Annotated in this window: 24 protein-coding genes and 1 pseudogene; 14 read left to right on the top strand and 11 right to left on the bottom strand. The window is 58.7% G+C overall.

Annotation, left to right across the window (positions count from 1 at the left end; translation table 11 throughout):
* The first annotated feature begins 10 nt into the window (after nucleotides 1-10).
* Nucleotides 11-460 (top strand): hypothetical protein, encoded by a 450-nt coding sequence (locus ACQCSV_RS13540; protein ID WP_426938577.1) that lies wholly within the window; start codon nucleotides 11-13, stop codon nucleotides 458-460.
* Between the two features lie 88 nt (nucleotides 461-548).
* Here the strand turns inward: ACQCSV_RS13540 and ACQCSV_RS13535 are convergent, their stop codons facing one another.
* A complete protein-coding gene (locus ACQCSV_RS13535) occupies nucleotides 549-1,127 on the bottom strand; it encodes a hypothetical protein (protein WP_426938576.1) in 579 nt (192 codons plus the stop codon).
* A gap of 218 nt (nucleotides 1,128-1,345) precedes the next feature.
* On the opposite strand from ACQCSV_RS13535, the gene ACQCSV_RS13530 reads away from it, so the two are divergent.
* The 3 genes from ACQCSV_RS13530 (at nucleotide 1,346) to ACQCSV_RS13520 (ending at nucleotide 4,486) form a co-directional block, all read left to right on the top strand.
* Nucleotides 1,346-2,266 carry a hypothetical protein gene (locus tag ACQCSV_RS13530; RefSeq protein WP_426938575.1) on the top strand — a complete coding sequence of 307 codons (921 nt, stop codon included), beginning with the start codon at nucleotides 1,346-1,348 and terminating at the stop codon, nucleotides 2,264-2,266.
* A complete protein-coding gene (locus ACQCSV_RS13525) occupies nucleotides 2,259-3,233 on the top strand; it encodes a Panacea domain-containing protein (protein WP_426938574.1) in 975 nt (324 codons plus the stop codon). Before ACQCSV_RS13530 ends, ACQCSV_RS13525 begins: the two co-directional genes overlap by 8 nt.
* Before the next feature lie 782 nt (nucleotides 3,234-4,015).
* Nucleotides 4,016-4,486: a hypothetical protein gene (locus ACQCSV_RS13520; RefSeq protein ID WP_426938573.1), complete on the top strand. Its 471-nt coding sequence runs from the start codon at nucleotides 4,016-4,018 to the stop codon at nucleotides 4,484-4,486.
* A gap of 220 nt (nucleotides 4,487-4,706) precedes the next feature.
* Here the strand turns inward: ACQCSV_RS13520 and ACQCSV_RS13515 are convergent, their stop codons facing one another.
* From ACQCSV_RS13515 to ACQCSV_RS13470, 10 genes are all read right to left on the bottom strand, one after another.
* Complete coding sequence (locus tag ACQCSV_RS13515) at nucleotides 4,707-5,129, bottom strand: hypothetical protein (RefSeq protein WP_426938572.1); 423 nt, start codon at nucleotides 5,127-5,129, stop codon at nucleotides 4,707-4,709.
* 100 nt (nucleotides 5,130-5,229) lie between these two features.
* Nucleotides 5,230-5,646, bottom strand: coding sequence for a hypothetical protein (locus ACQCSV_RS13510; RefSeq protein ID WP_426938571.1), 417 nt, complete (start codon nucleotides 5,644-5,646; stop codon nucleotides 5,230-5,232).
* Between the two features lie 142 nt (nucleotides 5,647-5,788).
* Nucleotides 5,789-6,079 (bottom strand): ArsR/SmtB family transcription factor, encoded by a 291-nt coding sequence (locus ACQCSV_RS13505; RefSeq protein WP_426938570.1) that lies wholly within the window; start codon nucleotides 6,077-6,079, stop codon nucleotides 5,789-5,791.
* Nucleotides 6,072-6,437, bottom strand: coding sequence for a hypothetical protein (locus ACQCSV_RS13500; protein WP_426938569.1), 366 nt, complete (start codon nucleotides 6,435-6,437; stop codon nucleotides 6,072-6,074). Before ACQCSV_RS13500 ends, ACQCSV_RS13505 begins: the two co-directional genes overlap by 8 nt.
* A 177-nt stretch (nucleotides 6,438-6,614) precedes the next feature.
* Nucleotides 6,615-7,103 (bottom strand): hypothetical protein, encoded by a 489-nt coding sequence (locus ACQCSV_RS13495; protein WP_426938568.1) that lies wholly within the window; start codon nucleotides 7,101-7,103, stop codon nucleotides 6,615-6,617.
* Between the two features lie 710 nt (nucleotides 7,104-7,813).
* Nucleotides 7,814-8,053, bottom strand: coding sequence for a hypothetical protein (locus ACQCSV_RS13490; protein WP_426938567.1), 240 nt, complete (start codon nucleotides 8,051-8,053; stop codon nucleotides 7,814-7,816).
* A 32-nt stretch (nucleotides 8,054-8,085) separates the two neighbouring features.
* Nucleotides 8,086-8,493, bottom strand: coding sequence for a hypothetical protein (locus ACQCSV_RS13485; protein WP_426938566.1), 408 nt, complete (start codon nucleotides 8,491-8,493; stop codon nucleotides 8,086-8,088).
* A 449-nt stretch (nucleotides 8,494-8,942) separates the two neighbouring features.
* Nucleotides 8,943-10,892: a hypothetical protein gene (locus tag ACQCSV_RS13480; protein WP_426938565.1), complete on the bottom strand. Its 1,950-nt coding sequence runs from the start codon at nucleotides 10,890-10,892 to the stop codon at nucleotides 8,943-8,945.
* A gap of 209 nt (nucleotides 10,893-11,101) precedes the next feature.
* Nucleotides 11,102-11,761: a hypothetical protein gene (locus ACQCSV_RS13475; RefSeq protein ID WP_426938564.1), complete on the bottom strand. Its 660-nt coding sequence runs from the start codon at nucleotides 11,759-11,761 to the stop codon at nucleotides 11,102-11,104.
* 686 nt (nucleotides 11,762-12,447) lie between these two features.
* Nucleotides 12,448-12,594: a hypothetical protein gene (locus ACQCSV_RS13470; protein ID WP_426938563.1), complete on the bottom strand. Its 147-nt coding sequence runs from the start codon at nucleotides 12,592-12,594 to the stop codon at nucleotides 12,448-12,450.
* Between the two features lie 83 nt (nucleotides 12,595-12,677).
* On the opposite strand from ACQCSV_RS13470, the pseudogene ACQCSV_RS13465 reads away from it, so the two are divergent.
* The 10 genes and pseudogenes from ACQCSV_RS13465 to ftsX all read left to right on the top strand — a co-directional run.
* Nucleotides 12,678-13,004, top strand: a pseudogene (locus tag ACQCSV_RS13465) (CpaF family protein); the annotation flags it as partial.
* Entirely contained in the window at nucleotides 13,004-13,858 is an 855-nt protein-coding gene (locus ACQCSV_RS13460) for a type II secretion system F family protein (protein WP_426938562.1), read from the top strand. The pseudogene ACQCSV_RS13465 and the gene ACQCSV_RS13460, both read left to right, overlap by 1 nt.
* Nucleotides 13,855-14,796 (top strand): type II secretion system F family protein, encoded by a 942-nt coding sequence (locus tag ACQCSV_RS13455; RefSeq protein ID WP_354223776.1) that lies wholly within the window; start codon nucleotides 13,855-13,857, stop codon nucleotides 14,794-14,796. The genes ACQCSV_RS13460 and ACQCSV_RS13455 overlap by 4 nt, the downstream gene beginning before the upstream one ends.
* Nucleotides 14,797-14,878: 82 nt before the next feature.
* Nucleotides 14,879-15,145: a hypothetical protein gene (locus ACQCSV_RS13450; RefSeq protein WP_354161252.1), complete on the top strand. Its 267-nt coding sequence runs from the start codon at nucleotides 14,879-14,881 to the stop codon at nucleotides 15,143-15,145.
* 3 nt (nucleotides 15,146-15,148) lie between these two features.
* Entirely contained in the window at nucleotides 15,149-15,592 is a 444-nt protein-coding gene (locus ACQCSV_RS13445) for a TadE family protein (protein WP_354223780.1), read from the top strand.
* Nucleotides 15,593-15,665: 73 nt separating this feature from the next.
* Nucleotides 15,666-16,058: a hypothetical protein gene (locus ACQCSV_RS13440; RefSeq protein ID WP_354166887.1), complete on the top strand. Its 393-nt coding sequence runs from the start codon at nucleotides 15,666-15,668 to the stop codon at nucleotides 16,056-16,058.
* A gap of 8 nt (nucleotides 16,059-16,066) precedes the next feature.
* Entirely contained in the window at nucleotides 16,067-16,537 is a 471-nt protein-coding gene (locus tag ACQCSV_RS13435; RefSeq protein ID WP_354161262.1) for a pilus assembly protein TadG-related protein, read from the top strand.
* 62 nt (nucleotides 16,538-16,599) lie between these two features.
* Nucleotides 16,600-17,715, top strand: coding sequence for a peptide chain release factor 2 (gene prfB / locus ACQCSV_RS13430; protein ID WP_426938561.1), 1,116 nt, complete (start codon nucleotides 16,600-16,602; stop codon nucleotides 17,713-17,715).
* Between the two features lie 177 nt (nucleotides 17,716-17,892).
* Nucleotides 17,893-18,687 (top strand): cell division ATP-binding protein FtsE, encoded by a 795-nt coding sequence (ftsE, locus tag ACQCSV_RS13425; RefSeq protein ID WP_354153573.1) that lies wholly within the window; start codon nucleotides 17,893-17,895, stop codon nucleotides 18,685-18,687.
* Nucleotides 18,684-19,598 carry a permease-like cell division protein FtsX gene (gene ftsX / locus ACQCSV_RS13420; protein WP_354153574.1) on the top strand — a complete coding sequence of 305 codons (915 nt, stop codon included), beginning with the start codon at nucleotides 18,684-18,686 and terminating at the stop codon, nucleotides 19,596-19,598. Before ftsE ends, ftsX begins: the two co-directional genes overlap by 4 nt.
* Nucleotides 19,599-19,619 lie beyond the last annotated feature (21 nt).

The following is a 19,619-nucleotide window of genomic DNA, read 5'->3' as shown; positions in this document are numbered from 1 at the left end:
GTGAGGACCGTTGACCGATCCATTGGCGCTATGGGCGCTCATCGTCGCGCTGCTTAGTTTAATGGTGGCTTTGGGCGCCGGTTTCGTCGCCTACTTGGACTACCAACAAATCGGTCGGGAAGAGCCTTGGAAACTGACAAAAGTCCAAGACGAGATTTGGCTGCTGGAGCGAGTACACCGTCGACCGGCAACGATTTCCGGCTTCGACGTGACCACCCTTTGTGACGTGGTACAGGTCAGTTGGCTGAATCCGGCTGCTTTCCCCGCGAAGGTGTTCCGACGTGGATCGCAGGAATTGCTGCGGATCGAGACAGCAAGCGTCGGAGTGCATTTGGACTTCTACAGCCGCGAGTACGGGATTTTCAACAGGTTGCCAACCCACAACACGTCCTACTTAGGTAGCGCTAGGGGCACGGAAGGCTTGGGCACGTTGAAGACATGGACGACGGCTCTCTACTAGCCGTAGTCCCTCTCGTTGGCGCTACCGTCAGACCTCAAGTATTGGTTGAGGGCAATGCCATCCTTCACTCACCGGGGTACGCCCGCTTTCATAGAACGCCTTCGACCAGTGAAGTCGGCGTGCCAGCGAGGACAGCGTCCTTTTCGAGCTGCTTTCTGCGCGCCACACTAATCAGTTCCTCGATTGTAGGAATATCCTCCGGTGCTCCGTCCATCTCAGGGTGCCAATCCTCAAGGTCATCAAAAAAGGACTCAGGAACCGCGCCCTCTTCCGTCAGCTTCACGAGGTCTTCCCAATAGCAGTCGCTTTCGACCCAGAGGAAGCCACCGTTATCGTCTTCAAAACTGAATAACTCATCATTTTCGTCCCATTCACGCCACGGGCTCTCCACGGTGCCATCGGGCGTGCTGAGGCTGATAACCATCCACGGATCGACAGACTTCACCCATCCACGCCCGAGCCTAATGATCCCTTCCCCATTGGTCACCACAATAAAAGCGCTGTGCGTAACCTCGCCGTAGGAGTCTGTTGTTTTGCTTACCGAGAGGAAATCTAAAATTCTCAGGAGGTCTTTCCTTCTCACCGCTTCGGCAAATCCATCGGCTAAGGTCTGGTGTGATACGGCACGTGTAGCGGGTTTAAAACCGTTTGGTATGACTAGGTCCACGCCCACAGCCTAGACACTTATGCGTTCTCGCTCACGCTGACATCACCTTCGAGGTCATGCTCAGCGAGACAGTTTGCTAGCAGCGACAGATGTGTCTCTCACGCTCCGTAACTTCTGCGGCTATCGCTTACGATCTATGAGTGCACATTGAGCGAGCGGACCTGTAGATGACCGTCGAAACCGACGCGCAGTCGCCATCGGCTGATACATCGGAACCCATGGAAGCAGATTTGCAGTCCGCGTCATTAAGTGGGCAATGGCTGGTTCCCCTGCTGAAGGGAGCACGGGAAACTGTAGCGAAATGGGTCGATAAACACTCTGGCATAGCAGCTACTGGCAGGTGGGTCGGTCCAGGCTTTATGGCTTTCGCCGGTCTAATCGCCAGTTCTCCAGCGAGCGTGCCAACGTTCCTCGTGGGCGTATCAATGCTCGCGGTATCTGAAGTCGGAACAGGCTTGCGCGGCGGAGTCCTCAAAGATCGCGACGGCATAATAGAGTCAAAGACCGGCGAAATCGGTCGTCTGACGGCGGAATGGCAGGACGAGCAGGCAAAGGCGGCTCAGCAGGAGACCGTGATAAAAGCTGCAAGCCGAGCTATACAAAATTACGCGACCGCTGTACTGAGAAGGATTGCTCAAGAACACAACAGCTCCTTCGATGCAGACTGCCGAGCGTCCCTGTACATCGTTGAGGGCAAGGAAATGAAGATCGTTGCCCGGTTCAGCCAGAATACCGACTGGCACTCGATCGGTGACGCGACTATAACCAAATCGTTCTCAAGGCAGGATGGTCTGATTGGAATCGCGATGCAGACGGGCGAACGGCAAGAGCAGAATAATTCGGGCTTCAAGGGTAGCTATCTGAACTGGCACCGACGCAAATGCAATCTCGTCGCGTCGGAACCGCGAATGAAGTCAAAACAGTACGACGTGGTGCCGCTGAGAGACCCTGATACCAAGAACGTAGTTGGGGTCGTGTCATTGGAAACGACTGATACCCAGGACGCTAGACTCAAGGCACTGGGCGACGTCTTGGCAGATGTCCACGGGTTTCATTCCGCGTTACTGCGAGACGTGATTAAGATGCACAGCTCTCTGCAAACACCACCAATGATCGAGACGGGAGACTCAGATGAGTAAAGCTGAACTGGGAGACGTCTTGGCTTATCTCTGTGTCAACTACCCTCCGAACAGTCGCGACGACCTATCGAACGCACGCCTCACAAAGCTCGTCTATCTCGCCGATTGGAAGTCGGCGCGCCACACTTCGGCGCAAATTACGGACATCAAGTGGGTGCTTAATCACTATGGTCCGTGGGTCCAGGATGTCATTCAGACTGTCAAATCCGACCCGCGTTTGAAGATTCTCGATGATTTGAACGCATATGGATCAGGCAAGAAAACCATCACGATCGACACGCGATTGCCGCTTGACTCCTTGGATTTGCGGTTGGATAGGGAAGTCAAGGTGATTCTCGACAGCGTGATTGCCGATACGCAGAACCTTTACTTTGGGCAATTCGTGGAGCACGTTTATGACACGTACCCCGTTAGACACCGCAATCGTTTTGGGCAGCTCGATCTCGTCGCGTTAGCGAAAGAGGAAGCTCGGGGCGAGGACGATCTCTCTGCCGTCATCGACTTCAAAGCTGCTGGATTATCCGCAGTCTCGTACGCCAGTATCCGAGACGAAGTGTCTCGGACCGTGGCGCGATCCCTGCTTGGAAAGACCATAGAAGAAGCCGAGAAGCTCAATCCAAACTTTCGAAGCCTGAACGGCGATCTCCAAGACTCAGTCCTGAGGAACTTTTCCATGGCACCAGAGATGGCTGTTGCGAGGGTATGGACGGGGTCTATCAGCTACTGGGACTGCGACGTCACTGGAAGCATAGAAATTTCTGGAGTCCTTCAAAAGAAGACCGCAATTGACCCAACCCATAATGAGTACACCATTGTGGAGCCGAACTGGGAAGAAGATGCTGCTTTGGCGGCGGCGGTATGTTCCTTCAAGAGCCGAGTAAGAATTGTCCACGACGGGAGCGGATGGAGTGGTGAACTCCGAGAACTTGACGTTGATAAAGATGTTCTATTCGCCCACTTGTACTGAAGCAGCGGGGAAGTAGAAACCCGAGGCAAATCCCTCCGCCTCCCGTTGCCTGTTCATCGATACCAAAACGTACGATGACGTCTGGCTTCACCCCGCATGAACGCAGCAGTGCCAGCACCGCCGCTTCGTGAACGCATGTTCCACGGAGAGGGCTCAGAATGATTCAATCCTGGCAAATTGCCTATTGCCAAAGTGGAGCCACGTACAGCGAGCGTAGTGCTAAGAAGAATGCGGCGGCTGCCAACGCCGATGCGCATCCGACAGGTGGTACGGGGATCGAAGTTGAGATCGCGCCGACGCAGCCTGAAGAGAGCTGGAAAACTCTTACAGGAAGCGCAACGGGTGGTGATGTAGCAGACCTACCAGCGACTCCAGTGGCATCGAGCGCCACATACCCAAATTTCGGTCTGTGTGCTGCGTACAGAAGAGAGGTCCAATCGTCGTTGAATGAGTCTTCCCCGTGTCTGACCAAGACCCCGTAGGGGTATATAGGTCCTGTCGCTGGTGCCGGGTACATTGAACACATTGTCAACTTGATTGTCTTGGGGGATAGCACAATGGGTACTGCACGAATTCTGGCTACAGCGGCTTTGCTTATCGGCGGGCTATCGCTCGGGGTGGGTCCGGCGCAGGCAACCTGCGTTGAGGTAAATGGATGCACGAACACCGTGGGACAGGTACCACCACCACCGGCGGACGGCGTGCGTCCCCCGCAGCTCCCACCCCCCGGACTTGATAACTCCCCATGTCAGGCGTGTCAGGCACCAGCAGCTCCTGCACCCGTGTACCAAGCACCGGCACCGGTCTACCAAGCGCCTGCTGCTCCACAGCCCGCCTACAAGGCACCAGCGGCACCCGTGGCACCAGCTCCCGTCTACATCGCTCCCGTGCCCGTACACGGACAGGCATCAATCACACAGGGGCAGTCAGCCGTAGTACCGGCAGCCATCGAAGCCGAAGCCGTGGTTGCCCCGGAGAGCGCACAGGGCGAGCCGGAGGCGACGGGTACACCTACAGTGACTGTTGAACCGTCAGCATCGCCGGTGGCAACGCCCATCAGTGAAGCTGTCGTAGCTCAGGGCGATCCGGTTGCCATCGAGGCAGCACCCGCATCCAGTGCTTCCGATAACACGCCGGTCATCGTGGGTGTCGCATCAGTCATCGTTCTTGGCGGCGTCGCTTGGATGGTTCTCCACTTTGGTCCGGGCATCAATGGCATCCGTGGAATCGCGCGCGGGGTGCTCCGCCGCTAGCGGTGCGCATCGAGTAGGCGCACTCGCCGATCCAGAATGTGGCGTGAATGATGGCGCCGCAATCGTCGTCGGAGCGGGGGCAGACTGTCCAACCCCAGGGTCCGTTGCATCGATACGAACAACGACTCCTGCACGGTTGCGCTGCTCGCTATCAGACCGGGCGCCGCCTGATCCCCTGCCAACGCATATCTGGTTCATCGCCATTAACGGTGGCTGCTAGCTATAGAACGCCTTCAGCAAGCGCTGGAGCGCCATCCTTGGCTGCCTGAGATTCCAGCGCAGCACGCTCGTTCAAGACTCGCCGGTGCGAAGCTTCAGCTTTGAAGTCTTTGATCGCGTCAGGATGCTTCTCTGTGTAAATCAGAGTCTTGATGATCATCAGATCAGCAACCTCCGTTGCCGGACGCTGATGGTCAGCAATGGTTTCGCGTATAAGTGCAGCAAGCGAATGTTCATCCAGCAGCGCAGCCTGAACCGGCACATACCGCCTCTCGCCCGTTCGTGCATCCAGCATCACAACTGATCCGAGCTGTTCGCTCTGCTTGAACATAGCCCGCGTCCTCCGCGAGATCCTGCCGATCTCCTCAATCCGCTTTTGCGACGCCATTTGCTTTTGCAACTTCTGGAGCAATGTTTGTGTCATCTCGCCATCACATCACGGAGTGCTCGCAGCGCTTCAATGCCGCGCGCAGCCCGACATTATCGAGTCACAGCCGACGGCTACTTCGGGGGACTGGCAATTCTCAAAGGGCACCCTCGGCAAGCGCCGGTGCACCTTCCTTGGCTGCCTCAGTTTCTAGTGCCGTCCGTTCATTCATCGCGCGCCTCGCCATAGCTGCTGCACGGAAGTGCTTTCGTACCTCTGGGTCAGCGTCTGAATGAACTACCGAGTGGATAAGCATCAGATCGGACAACTCTTCCACCGAACAATTTTTGTTGCCCACCTCTTTGGCGATGAGATCATTCAGAGCCTCGCTGTCCAGCAGCGGACCCTCGACGGTGAGGTCAGTTACGCGCCCAGTCCTCAAATCGTGAATTGCTAGTGATCCGCCCGCCTCATCAAATGTGATCCTGTTGATCTTGACCATTTCAAGTGCCTTGTTCAGCCGTACGGTGGCGGACTTGATCGCTTGGGACCGCCTGTTGTTGTCCTTTTTCACGCTGCCCATCAAACCACGCCCGCCGCTTCATGCCGCGCAGCGCCGCCCATCCCGACAGCCAGCAATGCTCACGATGAATGGAACCATCTTCCCTTCGAGATACAAAACGAGTTCACGACGGTGCGGTCCTTGATGATCTGGTTCACTCTGTTCCGTCCATGACTGCCGCGTGCTTGAGTTCGGTGAGTTCAGCTACGACGCCGTCGAGGGCGCCCGGAACCAGCGTGTAAATACGACCGGTACCGCTTTTCCTTCTGGTCACCAGTCCTGCGGCTCGGAGCACCGCTAGCTGGCGTGAGATCGTCGGCTGGGGGAGGAGCCTCAAACCCACTAGTTCCCCCACCGTGAGGGAGCCGTGCTGTGCGAGCAGGGCAAGTAGCTTGCGACGGTTCTCGTCAGAAACTGCAAAGTAGATGCCTTCCACATCAATCACCCACTTGGAACGCCGTGGAAGGGATAGTGCCGCCGTGAGCCTCGAAGTGAAGATCGAATGACAGTGCGTGAGCAGGGCTGAGGAAGTAGACCTTCCGCTTCCGCTGACTGACCGGTTTGAACTGTTCCGCACTGACCACGTTTAGCCTGCGTAGCTCGGTCAGTCTCCAATAGATTTGTTCGACCCCCGTGACAGCAAAGATTTCCATCGCACCCAATGGCTCGGGGGCAAATCGGAGAAGAAGTAGAATCCGGACGTGATCATCATTCGAGAACGCTTGCTCGTAGGCTGCTGTCTGCTGACTTGGGAGCAACGCGAAAAGGGTGTGTCCAGAAAGGAACGTGTGTGGCTCAGACATTGGGACCGTCCTAATAGTTCGGGCTTTATTAGGATGTGCCAAGCCTCCGGAGGCTTTTATTAGTGGGCTGCGTATCAGCCTTACCCCGTGCGGTCCGGACCGATCGGGTTTCGTCCTGACGCAATTCTAGGGCACAAGTGGGAAAGATATTCGAGCATGCGGATACAGAAATTAATGCTAAAGCCAGCCGCCCGCGATGATCCCCGAACTTGCCGCACCAATAGGCATTCCCCGCTCTAATGCATCAGCAAGATCATTGGTGTAGTGGATCGAAGACTTCGAAATTGGAACGGACTCCCAAGCCGGGTCCCAACCTTCGCACGTCTCCCAAGCTCTCGCCATCGACAGCAGCAGCAGGTACTGCGACCTCGCGTCTTCAAGCTTGGTGACCTCGGAGAGCGTTGCCCGCTGTGCTCGAAGTCGCCCAGCATAAATCTCGGGACACCCGCTGACTACCAAGTAATCAATAAACCCGTCGGACGCGTTAGCCACCAGTACCTTTTCACCTACCTGCGTCCATACGGTGCCATCCTCGGCAGGCTCACGCTCAAAGGAGCTGAAATAGGCGCCCGCTTCGCCACGGATCGCGATGACATCAGCAAGGTCATTGGCAATCACCAGCTCAAGGAACGCGGACATTTGCTCGTTGGCAACACGTACGTCCATCAGAGCCAGCCTTCCGCCAAGCGGTCTATGACTTCATTATCCTGCACAGCTTTCATTTCAAATTCCCGGCGTTGCAGGGCAGCACACCCTGTGCAGAGATAGCTTGTGCTCGGAATGCAGAATTTGAGGTGATCGTTGAGCAGATCGTCAGACCACCTGCGGACAATCTCAGCGGTAGGAACGACTCGCATCAGAGCCACCCGCCAGAAAGGCGTGAGTGCACTTCGCCATCAGCAACTGCCGCGCGCTCGAACTCCCTGCGTTCTAGCTGGATACAGCCCTGACACGTCATTGATGAATGGGGACCAGCTTTGGTGTGGTCATCGAGTTCCTCATCGGTCCAACGCCTAACCGGATACCCCGGTGCCACGCTCATCAGAGTGTCCCCTCTGCAAGACTCCGTGCGCCACCGTGTGCCAGAAGGATCAGTTGAGCGGTGTATCGTCCGCAGATCGTGGCGTGGGCATTGCGCGCATCGTTCAATGTCGCCGTTGTGACCTCGGGAACTACCTCACCGGAAACACGTGGGACGAAGATATGAGGCGGAGTACGGTCCAGAGGATCATGCCCGAGCCAAATAGTTCGCACGCTAACACCCAAGCGGGAATACTTGGTTGTGGCGACCTCCGAATATCCAGTGCTTGCCACCAACCTTGCCCAGCGCTCCGGTGTCGTGCGCACGCCGTCGCGGTCTGCGAATGGTCCCAGAGTCACCGCGCGTCCTCCATATCAGGGACATATGCCCAGCAGCCTTGTAGCTCACTCAGGGCACGATCAAGCCGGTACGGGGCACGCAGGGACGGGCGATCGTCATCACAGCCGCAAAGCTCAAAGTCGTCCGCGTCAAAATACACACGGGCATAAAATCGTTCGGGAACCACGTCGCCATCGTCGAAGCTCGCACCATCTGCCAAGCCCCCAAATACGCGCTGCACCTTTTTGATTTCCATAGCCGGAGGCTACTGCGGGGGGCTGACAATTCTCAGAGGACGCCCTCAGCAAGCGCTGGTGAACCTTCCTTTGCCGCCTGAGCCTCAAGTGGCTTGCGTTCATTAATTTCGCGACGCTTTGCCACGCCAAGCCGAAACTCCTCTTGCATGTAGGGGTGTTCAACTACACTCAACATCCACCTGACCGCCGCAATGTGGTGCGCCGTACTGCTCTTGTCCAAGGCGAGCTGCTCTTTTGATCCCAGCAAACTCTCGACACTCTCAAACATGCCTTCCAGCTCGAAGACGAAGACTGAACCGTCACGCATGTCGGTGAGCCTGCCGGTGCCGTCGGTTGCATCGATTGTGCACGCCGACGAGTCATAAATCTCCCTCGCCTTCTTCAGCTTGATTGTCGTTGTCTTCATTAGCTGGCGACCGCGCCGTTCCCATTTATCCATTCAGTGATCGTATTGGTTTTAGTCGCGCCGTCGCCCTTCTGCCGCGCGCAGCGCCGCCCCGCCCGTCGAGTCAGCATAAGAGTTGAGAAACGACATGTGCTCGGCTTCGAACAACTCCACCACCGGAGAGCATCCCGCCTTTCCCATTAGTTCTTCCATCCGGCAGGGAAACTGAATGCCTCGCACTGCACGGCAAACAAGGAAAATAAGTCGATAACCACGTATGGAAAGGGGAGGGACCCCTAGCCAAGTCCCATATTGGGGATCAGGTGGGTGAACGGAGGTCTGCCATACCCCATAGGGGTATGCGATATGGGCGTTTCGGAACGTTCGTACCCAGTACGATCCACTCCGCCACCACTCACCGGCTCAGAACATTGGATAGGGGCGCGTCACCGGCGGGAAACTGCCAGCAACACGCCCCTCAGATTCGGATGGCTTAATACGACTTAGAGCGATGCGGCTTCCTGAACCCGATCGAAATCGAGTGGCATCGGCGTCATTTTGCCTGACTCCACCAGCTCATCTGCCAGCGCCTTTTCCGCCACGTAGTTTGCTACGTGTTCGTCGATCGAGATTTGGTCCGCGATCATGGCGTCCATGCTGCGTTCAATGCGAACGTATGCAGCTAAGAAGGCAATGTCCGCATGAGTCCGGTTCACCAGACCGGCAACGAACCGTGGACGCCGTATCATCGGGTCAGCAGCAATGCGCGGAATCTCTACAAGCGGAGCCAACACCACGTCGGGCTGATTCGCCAGCGGAAGGGCACTGAAGCCGACAACTTCGTCGGCAGCTACTCCTGCGAGGTGTTGGATCAATTCCTCGAATCGTGCAGTGACCTTCTTCGCGATACGAGTGATTCGTTTTTCCTTGTCCGCTTGTTCCATCTCGCCAGTCAACACTGCAACATGCAAGAGTTCAGCCGCACCGGCGATGGTGCTCGCTACCACCTCGGGTGTCACCGTCTCGTTGATGGTGACCGCGATGATTGCATCGATGCGCTCAAGTTCACTGGCTCGCTGCTCGGGCGCGAGGTCAGAGTCCGCCAGAATGTCAGCTCGCTCTGCAATGAATTCCTCCACCGGACGCGGCGCGATTGTTAGGCGAATTGCTTCACGCCTCTCATCCTCCAGCTCAGCAATGTCGGGGGAGTTGAGCATGGCGTCGAATTCCTTATTGATGTCTTCCATGGGGCTGTCCTTCGTGATTGTTGCGGAGGCGGAAGACACGGGCTGCGCTTCTGCTGGGGTAAAAACTTCTTCGGTATCAGCGGGAGCTATGGGCGCTTCCTCGACTGCGACAGGGGTGCTGATGGCTTCCTCGGCAGGGGCAACGGCGGAGCATTCAGTGTGGGCTTCCTCGATGTCGCGGACGGCTGCAATGAGTTCCGGGGTGATCTCGATGAACTCGGTGTTGCCACGGTGCAGGAAGTCCAAAGACCAGCGCCCGGTGTCCAAGTGGACTGTCTCGGCGGCGTTGTCACGGGAGGCGAACTCACGGACATCGCGCTCAGCGGGGGAGTGCTCCTGCATCATCGAGTTAAAGTCAGCGATCCCACAGAGGCAGTACAACTTCACCTTGACACCCTTCGGCTTTCGCTTCGGCTGTTCCAGTGCCTTGGACACGCCGCCGAACTTCACCCGGTAGTTGCCGGTCTTCAGCCACTCGGGGGAGACTCGCTTTGATGCAACCTTCTTGGTCTTCTCGCCGGTGTCTTCGTTCTTCTTGTAGCCTTCGTAGCGCGCGAACCTCTTCACCGCTTCAGCCACCGTCTTGCAACCTTCGAAGTCTTCGGAATCCGGAACCCAAGTCACGTCAGCAGTCGGAGCGATGTATTCATCGAAGTCGTATTCCTGTTGCGTTGCTACTCGCCAGTTCAACTCCAGCCACTCTGCCCACGTTGCGTAGCCCTCCGGCAGACTCTTAGGTATGCACATCAAAACGTGCATGTGGGGAGACGTGCCGCGAGTTGAAAAGTCGAGGAACCAGAAGAAGGTCATTGGATACCCGAAGTCTTCGAGAAACCACTCCTGAAGCAGCCGCATGTGCATCAGACGTGTCTTGTCGTTCGGGACAACGCTCATCCATTTTTTCGTGGAGCCGCCGTACTTCAACGTCATCATCACCGGTACATAGGCGAACACGGCGTAGGCAAATGATGCCCACAGTGTCAGCAGTGCGGATCTCACTGCCGGGTTCCGCTTTGTCGTCGTACCGCGTTTGTAGTCGGTGCGCTTGACGCCGGTCCCAGCAGACTTGATCGCCTTCGTCTTCGCGATCTCAGCACGAGCAGCAACACGTTCAGCAATCGCAGCCTTCGACTGGCTGAGACGCTTGGACGGCTTCTTCGCCACCTTGGAAGTCTTGGCTCGGTGTCCAGTCAGGTCGACGATCATCAGTGCCTCTGGCTGCGGCGTGGAGGCTGCTGGAGTCGAAGTAGTAGGGGTAGTGGACGAGGAATCTGAAGTCGAGAACATAGATAAGCGCTTTCGGTGAACGTGGCGGGGGTGACACCGGGAGCGGAGTGAACTCAGAACGCTCCCGGTGTTGGGATACATCGGGTTGAGCTGGTGGTAGCGAGTCAGCTCTAAGCGGGTAGGTGACTTCAGCTCCTAAAAGAGTTCACCCTTGTGGATAGCTTCTTCGCGAACTGCCAGACGAGCCGCTGTGTTAGTCCGGCTCGTAGCCTGATGAATCGCGTTGCGGGTCTTGTACTTCTCGCCGGGAACTGTGTCATGTCCGTACTTGCAATCGGTCCAGCGCCGCATGTACTCGGGAATTTCCCTGCCTCGCCCAACTTGGCATTGTTGCTCCGGCTGATGCAGCCGGAAGGCGTCGTCACGTGCCAGCGGGTCAAATTCACGCAAGCCCTGTGAGAGCACTTGGATTCAGCGGCGCAGTCCTTCGTCTCCTGACAGATGTGAGCGATCCGAGCGCCGTTGGGCACGTCAAGTCCGAAGAATCTAGCGATGCGACGGCACACGCTCGTCGGTGCAGACCCGTCCAGAGTGGTGGCACCCTGCCACTGAACGCAGTCATTCCAGTTGCCGACGTTCATGAAAGTTGCACGGTAGGTCTTGTCCAACTCGGGGCGGATCAGCGAAGCGATGAACATGACAACCATCTTCAGAAAGGTGGTGGCATCGATCACTCGGACCGGGTAGGTGGCGCCATCAGGGTTCTTTTTGAAGTGCTTTGTCATGTCGGACTGAGCCGGGGTGAGACCGGTTGCCCGGACCTTCAGTTTCTGTGATAGTTTCTTCATGGTGTTGATCTACTTTCCATATAGCGTGGTGTGGATTTCATCTTCGAATCGATCTCGTGAGGATCGGTTTACATATTTCGGATCGCCATCAGTTCGTAGTTAGGGCTACTTGCTGGTGGCGATTTCTTTTGTCTGTGCTGCTTCCTTGAGTGCCTTGTACTCGGCGCGCTGGGCTTTCGCTTTCGCTAAACGCTGCTCGCGGTTCCTGCTGTAGCTAGCTGCGCTCGTTGCCCGGTTGCATTCGAGGCACCGGTGGTGATTGTGCCTATGACCGTTGCTGCAAACTTTCATAACTGCCTCCCTTCGGTAGATTGATCCTGGTTGAATAAATGCATTCGCAATTCTGCGAATCATCGCCTCCGGCGAATTCCCGGATGCTCATATGTCCAATGTAAAGCATGAATGTCATGCAGTTTTTTCGCGTGATCTAGGTGCTGGATGGCTCATGAAGCATGCGCCAGAACAGCTCCCATTTTGTGTTCCGGAATTGTGTAAATAGGGTTGTCAGACACTTCCGCGCTAACACTGGGAAGCGCGGGTATTATCTCGACAGGAATAAACCGGGAGTGTTTTGCTGCCAAGTGAAAATCACCCACCTCGACATTCACAAGCTGCTCATATCCGCAGAAAATAATGTGGACGGAGAAGACGTTGGAGCGTCCGACCTTTGAATCCGGTCCGGTCCATCACGCAGCAGTCAGGAAGCCGAAGACCTCCGGTTCACTCTCAACGTGATTGAAGTTCGCACCTGCGAGACCGGCAGACAATGCCGCACCCAGCGCCGCGTAGTCAACGCCGACGACATCATCCAGCCAGCAGTAGTCCGTATCCATAACCTGTTCTCCTTGTTCGTTGTTGGAACAAGTTCATCGCCGTATGGAACTCAACTTTTATTGCCCGGTTAATAGAGAAGTTGGTCCATGCAAACTCAGCCCATGACGCGGTGACCAAGATCTGTACCCTTCCGTTGCTCGCCGGTGAAAATATCTCGTCTGCCTTCGTGGTCCCTACCGTCGCGTCCTGCATCGACCTCGTGGTTCACTGCAGCCGCCACGCCAACGGCCGCCGCCAAGTAACCGAGATCCTTTCCCTCGGCCGGCGGGTGGAAAACGGCATCATCGAATCCTCCATGGTTTTCGCGATGGAGGATGGCCAGCTGCAGCCGCGGGCCAACTCCATGCCCGCGGCGGAGAAGTTTTCCCGAGCAGGGTACGACGTCGCGGCGCTGCTGGAGCCGCGCTGATGGCGCCTCTGTTAGGGGTGCTTGCAGGCGCCGGGCTCTTCCTGATCTGGTGGTCGTTCTGGGAGAAACCGGCCGCGCTGAAGCGCCGCCCGAGGGTCAGCCGCCTCGAGGACCTGCTGGCCTCGGCCGGAATCGAAAGGGTCACCGGGCCGGGCCTTGTCGCCTCCTGCCTGGGCTTAGGCATTTTTGTGGCTCTCATCTTCTTTGTGGTCAGCCGGTCATGGCCGATCTCTGTCTGCTTCGGACTGTTCGGCGCCTGGCTGCCCGTCAGCATTGTCCGGTGGCGGGCAAACAGGAGAACCGCCGTCCTACGCCAGCTCTGGCCGGACGTTGTAGACCACCTGCGCTCGGCCATCCGCGCCGGGCTTTCACTGCCGGAGGCCCTGATCCAGCTGGGGGAGAAGGGCCCCGAGGAGCTTCGGCATGTTTTCCGGGATTTCGGAGCCGACTACCGTGCCGGCGGGCAGTTCGATGCCTCTCTTAACCAACTCAAGGACCGGCTGGCGGACCCTGTGGCGGACCGGATTGTCGAGGCACTCCGGCTGACCCGTGAAGTGGGCGGTTCGGACCTGGGGAAACTGCTGGGCACCCTCGCGGAGTTCCTCCGGGAAAATGCGCGGACCCGCAGTGAGCTTGAGGCCCGGCAGTCCTGGACGGTTAACGCCGCCAGGCTCGCGGTGGCCGCTCCATGGATCGTTATGCTCCTCCTGGCCACCAGGCCGGAGGCCGTCAACGCCTACAACACCCCCGTGGGAGCCGGTGTCCTCCTCGGCGGGCTCGTAGTGTCGCTGGTCTGTTACTCCATCATGCTGCGCATTGGCGCCCTTCCGCAGGACGAACGGGTGCTGCGATGAATGGTATCTCGGCGGCCGCGTTTGTTTGCGGCATCGTACTCGGAACGGGCCTCTGGCTGATCTTCGTCCGGCTGCCCATTATGCGCCCGCTCACGTTCGTCGAGCGCATCGAGCCACAGCTGAAATCGCAAAACCTTGAATCGCGGTTGCTGCGGGCAAGCGGGCAGAACGCCACTCCATTCGGGCCATTGGAACGGATCGTGCGTCCACTGCTTCACGACGGACTCGCCGCCCTTGGGAAGTTAAACCTCGGGTCAAAGGCGCTGACCCGAAGGCTTGCTCAAGCGGGGATCAGCAAAGCACCTGTCGATTTCCGGGCCGAGCAGCTTCTCTGGGCCGCCGCGGGATTCGCCGCCGCCCTGGCGGCGGTGGTACTGGGCGCGGTGTCCGGCCGCTTCAGTCCCTTCCTCGCGGTTGTGGCCGTCCTCGGAAGCGCGCTCGGCGGTTTTCTGTTCCGGGACTTCTGGCTCGGCGTCCAGATCAGCAGGCGGGAATCCCGAATGATGGCAGAATTCCCCAGCCTCGCCGAGCTTATGGCGCTGGCGGTCGGTGCCGGTGAAAGTGCCACGGGTGCGCTGGACCGCGTCTGTCGCAGTGCGAGAGGAGAACTGGCCAAGGAGTTTTCCAAGATTCTTGCTGAGACCAGGGCTGGGAAACCGCTGGTGGAAGCGCTCCAGGAGTTTTCCGCCCATACAGATCTGGGGCCGCTCGTCAGATTTGTTGACGGCATCATCGTTGCGGTCGAGCGGGGTACCCCGTTGGCCGATGTGTTGAGGGCTCAGGCCCAGGACGTCCGGGACACGGCAAAACGGGATCTGATGGAGTCGGCGGGCAAAAAGGAAATTGCCATGATGGTTCCCTTGGTTTTTGGTGTCCTTCCCTTAACGGTGGTCTTCGCAGTTTTCCCCGGCATCGCGGCCATCAGCCTCGGATTGTAGCCATGACCATCACTTCTGCGCTCAAATCCCTTAGCCGCCACGTCAATTACACAGCGTCACTTACACAATGAATGGGACCGAAATGAAAAACATGGGAATCTCGAGCAGCGTGTTGCTCCTTGCGTTGCTTGCCGGCCTTTGGGCATGGGCCGGTGGGACCGCGTCGGGCAGAACAGACGCCCGGCATGGCGGCGAGGCCTCTGTCCATGACCACCCGGAGCGTGGCGACGTGCCTGGTTGGGTGATGATCACTTTAATGTCTGCGGTCCTGGTGGCTGCCTTGCTGGCTCTCGCCGGCCCGGCTCTCGAAACGATGTTCAATCAGGCCATGGACAAGGTCGGCAAGTAAAACATGCTGGGCGCCAGCCAGTGCTCGTCCAGCAGGCTACCGCGCCGGTCCAGGGACGGCGCCGAGCCGGGCTGGCGCACGGATGAACGCGGCTCAGCAGTAGTGGACTTCGTCATGGTCGGCGGCCTGCTCACCATGTTCTTCCTGGCGATCATCCAGCTGACCCTGGTCCTGCACGTCCACAACACACTGATCGACGCCGCCGCCTCCGGGGCGCGCTACGGAACGCTCGCAGACCGGGGAGCGTCAGACGCCGAAGAACGGGCGGCGATGTTGATTGTGACCGCGCTCAACACTGACTTCGCGCAGGACATCAGCACCACGGAAATGACGTTCCAGGGCCTGCGGACCCTGGAAGTAACCATCAAGGCTCCCATGCCCGTCATCGGGCTTATCGGCCCGCGGGACCTGCTGGAGGTAAAAGGGCATGCAGCCATCCAACCCTGAAAGCCTGCGAACCCGTCTCCACCAGAGATTCCGGGAGGCACTTGGCGAGGGATCAAGGGAAGAAGGGAGCGCGGTGGTCGAATTCACGTTCCTCGCCCTGCTCCTGATGGTCCCGCTGGTCTACTTCATCATCACCGTAGGCCAGATCCAGGGCGGGTCATTTGCCGTAGTCGGCGCCGCTGACCAGGCCGCCAAGGTGTTCGTGGCCCAGCCGGATGCACCATCGGCGCAGGCCGCCGCCGAACAGGCAGCCCTCATCGCCCTCGCGGACTTCGGCCACGATGCCGGGCAGGCACGCGTATCTACCCGGTGCGTCCCTGCCGACTGCCAGGCCGCCGGCACGGCCGTCACCGTCACGGTCAACCTCACTGTGCCGCTGCCCTTCGTGCCGTTCAACGAGGACTTCAGGCTCAAGGCCAGCGAAGTTGAGGCCTCGTCCACCCAACTTGTGGGCAGGTTCAGGTGACCCCAAAGATGACGCACAAAGCGATCCCCGAAGCCAAACCCAGCGACTCAGGCGAGGACGGCCAGATGATCGTGATGATCATTGGCTACGTCGCGGTGGCCCTGCTGGTGGTTACGGTGGTCACCGGCATTTCCAGCGTCTACCTTGAACACAAAAGGTTGCTGTCACTGGCCGACGGCGCCTCGCTGGCTGCCGCCGACAGCTACACCTTGGGCGAGGTCGGGGGAGAGGGCGGGAACCCCTCAGCCATATTGGGTTCCGGCCGCGTCCGCAGCGTTGCGGCCGACTTTGTCGCCCGGAGCCCGTCGTCGGTCCGGTTCGACGGGTTAGCCGTTTCAGCGGGGACCGGCAGCCCTGACGGATCCACCGCCGTCGTGGTTCTCAGCGCTGTTGTCCACCCGCCGATGGTGAACTTCCTGGTGCCTGATGGAATCAGAATCGAAGCGGCCTCCATGGCGCGTTCCCGGCTCACGCGCTGACTGGACGCGGAGAAGTCAGGGAAGTCCGGCACTTCGGCCTAATAGCGTAGGCTTAAACAACCATGGCCACTATTGATTTTTCCGCAGAGATCCGCGCTCTTCGCGCCACCTACACCTCCATCGAACAAGTCAGCGATGTTGAGGCCCTGAAGGAAGACATCGCCGAACTGAGCGAACGCGCCGGCGAGCCCGACCTGTGGGATGACCCCGCCGCGGCCCAGAAGATCACCTCACGCCTGTCGCACCGCCAGTCCGAGCTGGAGCGGCTGAACAAGCTGGTGTCGCGGATTGATGATCTCGAAGTGCTGGTGGAGCTCGGACAGGACGAGGACGACGCCGATTCCATGGGCGAAGCCGCTGCCGAGCTGGAGTCCATCCGGAAATCCCTGAAAGACCTCGAAGTGGTGACCCTTCTTTCCGGAGAATACGACGAACGCGAAGCCGTGGTGTCCATCAGGGCAGGGGCAGGCGGCGTTGACGCCGCGGACTTCGCCGAAATGCTGATGCGTATGTACCTGCGCTGGGCCGAACGCCATGGTTACCCCACCACCGTGATGGACACGTCCTACGCCGAAGAGGCCGGACTGAAGTCCGCAACGTTCGAAGTCAAAGCACCGTACGCGTTCGGCACACTCAGCGTCGAAGCCGGAACCCACCGCCTGGTAAGAATCAGCCCGTTCGACAACCAGGGCCGCCGCCAGACGTCCTTCGCCGCCGTCGAGGTCATTCCGCTCATCGAATCCACGGACTCCATCGACATCCCGGACAACGAGATCCGCGTTGACGTGTTCAGGTCCTCCGGTCCCGGCGGGCAGTCGGTTAACACCACAGACTCCGCCGTCCGCCTCACCCACATCCCCACCGGCACCGTGGTGTCGATGCAGAACGAAAAGTCGCAGCTCCAGAACCGGGCAGCTGCCCTGCGCGTTTTGCAGTCCCGGCTCCTTCTGCTGAAGAAGGAACAGGAGGACGCCGAAAAGAAAGCCTTCGCCGGCGATGTCAAGGCATCCTGGGGCGACCAGATGCGTTCCTACGTCCTGAACCCGTACCAGATGGTCAAGGACCTCCGCACCGAACACGAGGTGGGCAACACCTCCGCAGTGTTCGACGGCGAAATTGACGACTTCATCGACGCAGGGATCCGCTGGCGCACCGACAACCGCAACGCCGCGAAGTAGCACCTGCCGTGCCTACCGGCTAGGCCCGATCGCGCGACACACCCCCGTAGCCCCCGAAATCCGGCCAAGAGGCTGCGTATAGTCGAGGAGCCGGGGCTCTTCTTCCCCCAAACGAATGCCCGCGCACCGGCTGCAGATCTGGGCTGTATCAGCCGTGCCTGCAGGGTACTTAGGGCCATGATCCGATTCGAAAATGTCACCAAGGTCTACGACCAGACGGCCCGGCCTGCGCTGGACGATGTCAGCCTTGAGATTGACCGTGGTGAATTTGCCTTCCTCGTCGGCGCTTCCGGATCCGGAAAGTCCACCTTCCTGCGGCTGGTGCTGAAGGAAGACCGGGCATCCTCCGGCGCCGTCTACGTGGCCGGGCAAAACGTCGCCAAGATCTCCAGCTGGCGCGTGCCCAGGCTCCGCCGTGGCATCGGCGTGGTCTTCCAGGACTTCCGGCTCCTTCCGCAAAAGAGCGTGTTCGCCAACGTTGCCTTCGCGATGCAGGTCATCGGCAAGAGCCGCAGCGTTATCCGCGACACCGTCCCCGAAGTCCTCAAGACCGTGGGCCTGGAAGGCAAGGAAAACCGCCTTCCCCATGAACTTTCCGGCGGCGAGCAGCAGCGTGTGGCGATTGCCCGCGCGGTAGTCAACCGCCCCGGCATCCTTCTTGCCGACGAACCCACCGGCAACCTGGACCCCACCACTTCGATGGGCATCATGGGCGTGCTGGACAAGATCAACCAGAACGGCACCACCGTGGTCATGGCCACACACGACGACGACATCGTCAACGAGATGCGCAAGCGCGTTGTCGAGCTCAGGAACGGCATCGTGATCCGCGATGAGGCCAGGGCTTTGTATACCTCCATGATCCCCGTAGTAGGCCAATCCCGCCGGCTCAGGGACGCCAGTGGCCGGGACGAAGCCCAGCCCCCCGCACCCGGGGAACGGAATACCGGCTCAGGGGAGGAGCAGCGATGAGGCTCGCCTTTATCCTCGGTGAGATCGGCAGCGGACTGCGGCGCAACATCACTATGGTGGTTTCGGTCATCCTGGTCACCTTTGTTTCGCTGACATTCGTCGGCGCCGCAGGCATGCTGCAGCTCCAGATCAACCAGATGAAGGGCTACTGGTACGACAAAGTCCAGGTTGCCATCTTCCTCTGCAGTGACGGTTCGACGGCGGCCGGTTGCGCCACCGGGCCGGTCACCGCGGAGCAGCAGGAGAACCTGAAGACACTGCTGGCCTCTCCTGCAGTGGCCCAGTACGTCAACGACTTCCAGCACGAATCCAAGGACGAGGCCTACAAGCACTTCAAGGACCAGTTCTCCAATTCTCCGATCGTCGACTCCGTCACGCCGGACCAGCTCCCTTCATCCTTCCGGATCAACATGAAGGATCCGGAAAAATACCAGATCATCAGCGAGACGTTCTCCTCGCAGCCGGGCGTCGAAACGGTCATTGACCAGCGCCAGCTGCTCGAGCGGCTGTTCTCTGCCATGAATGCCGCCTCCCTGGTGGCCGTCAGCATTGCTGGCGTGATGATCGTGTGCGCCATCCTCCTGATCGCCACCACCATCAGGCTCTCGGCCTTTAGCCGCCGCCGAGAGACCGGGATTATGCGCCTGGTGGGTGCGTCCAAGATCGTCATCCAGCTCCCGTTCATCCTGGAAGGCGTGATAGCGGCTGTGATCGGGGCAGCCCTGGCGTCCGGCACATTGTGGGCGGTGGCGCACTTCTTCCTGGGCGAGTACCTGTCCAAGCAGTATCCAGACACGGCGTTCATTTCACCGGGGCAGACGCTCATTCTTGCGCCTGCCTTGCTGATCCTTGGCGGATCTTTGGCAGGAATTTCGTCCCTCTTGACCTTACGCAGATATTTGAAGGTTTAGGCTGTGCAAACCGAACAAGGA

Source organism: Pseudarthrobacter sp. S3 (assembly GCF_050156905.1).
Lineage (GTDB): Bacteria > Actinomycetota > Actinomycetes > Actinomycetales > Micrococcaceae > Arthrobacter.
Note: the sequence above shows the minus strand (reverse complement) of the source record. Positions and strands in the feature narration are given on the sequence as shown.

Bases quoted from the DNA above. Each gene is read 5' to 3' on its own strand.
- ACQCSV_RS13530 (WP_426938575.1), top strand. From the start codon at position 1,346: ATGGAAGCAGATTTGCAGTCCGCGTCATTAAGTGGGCAATGGCTGGTT.
- ACQCSV_RS13525 (WP_426938574.1), top strand. From the start codon at position 2,259: ATGAGTAAAGCTGAACTGGGAGACGTCTTGGCTTATCTCTGTGTCAAC.
- ACQCSV_RS13515 (WP_426938572.1), bottom strand. From the start codon at position 5,129: ATGACACAAACATTGCTCCAGAAGTTGCAAAAGCAAATGGCGTCGCAA.
- ACQCSV_RS13500 (WP_426938569.1), bottom strand. From the start codon at position 6,437: ATGTCTGAGCCACACACGTTCCTTTCTGGACACACCCTTTTCGCGTTG.
- ACQCSV_RS13495 (WP_426938568.1), bottom strand. From the start codon at position 7,103: ATGGACGTACGTGTTGCCAACGAGCAAATGTCCGCGTTCCTTGAGCTG.
- ACQCSV_RS13490 (WP_426938567.1), bottom strand. From the start codon at position 8,053: ATGGAAATCAAAAAGGTGCAGCGCGTATTTGGGGGCTTGGCAGATGGT.
- ACQCSV_RS13485 (WP_426938566.1), bottom strand. From the start codon at position 8,493: ATGGATAAATGGGAACGGCGCGGTCGCCAGCTAATGAAGACAACGACA.
- ACQCSV_RS13480 (WP_426938565.1), bottom strand. From the start codon at position 10,892: ATGATCGTCGACCTGACTGGACACCGAGCCAAGACTTCCAAGGTGGCG.
- ACQCSV_RS13475 (WP_426938564.1), bottom strand. From the start codon at position 11,761: ATGAAGAAACTATCACAGAAACTGAAGGTCCGGGCAACCGGTCTCACC.
- ACQCSV_RS13470 (WP_426938563.1), bottom strand. From the start codon at position 12,594: ATGGATACGGACTACTGCTGGCTGGATGATGTCGTCGGCGTTGACTAC.
- ACQCSV_RS13460 (WP_426938562.1), top strand. From the start codon at position 13,004: ATGGCGCCTCTGTTAGGGGTGCTTGCAGGCGCCGGGCTCTTCCTGATC.
- ACQCSV_RS13455 (WP_354223776.1), top strand. From the start codon at position 13,855: ATGAATGGTATCTCGGCGGCCGCGTTTGTTTGCGGCATCGTACTCGGA.
- ACQCSV_RS13450 (WP_354161252.1), top strand. From the start codon at position 14,879: ATGAAAAACATGGGAATCTCGAGCAGCGTGTTGCTCCTTGCGTTGCTT.
- ACQCSV_RS13445 (WP_354223780.1), top strand. From the start codon at position 15,149: ATGCTGGGCGCCAGCCAGTGCTCGTCCAGCAGGCTACCGCGCCGGTCC.
- ACQCSV_RS13435 (WP_354161262.1), top strand. From the start codon at position 16,067: ATGACGCACAAAGCGATCCCCGAAGCCAAACCCAGCGACTCAGGCGAG.
- prfB (WP_426938561.1), top strand. From the start codon at position 16,600: ATGGCCACTATTGATTTTTCCGCAGAGATCCGCGCTCTTCGCGCCACC.
- ftsE (WP_354153573.1), top strand. From the start codon at position 17,893: ATGATCCGATTCGAAAATGTCACCAAGGTCTACGACCAGACGGCCCGG.
- ftsX (WP_354153574.1), top strand. From the start codon at position 18,684: ATGAGGCTCGCCTTTATCCTCGGTGAGATCGGCAGCGGACTGCGGCGC.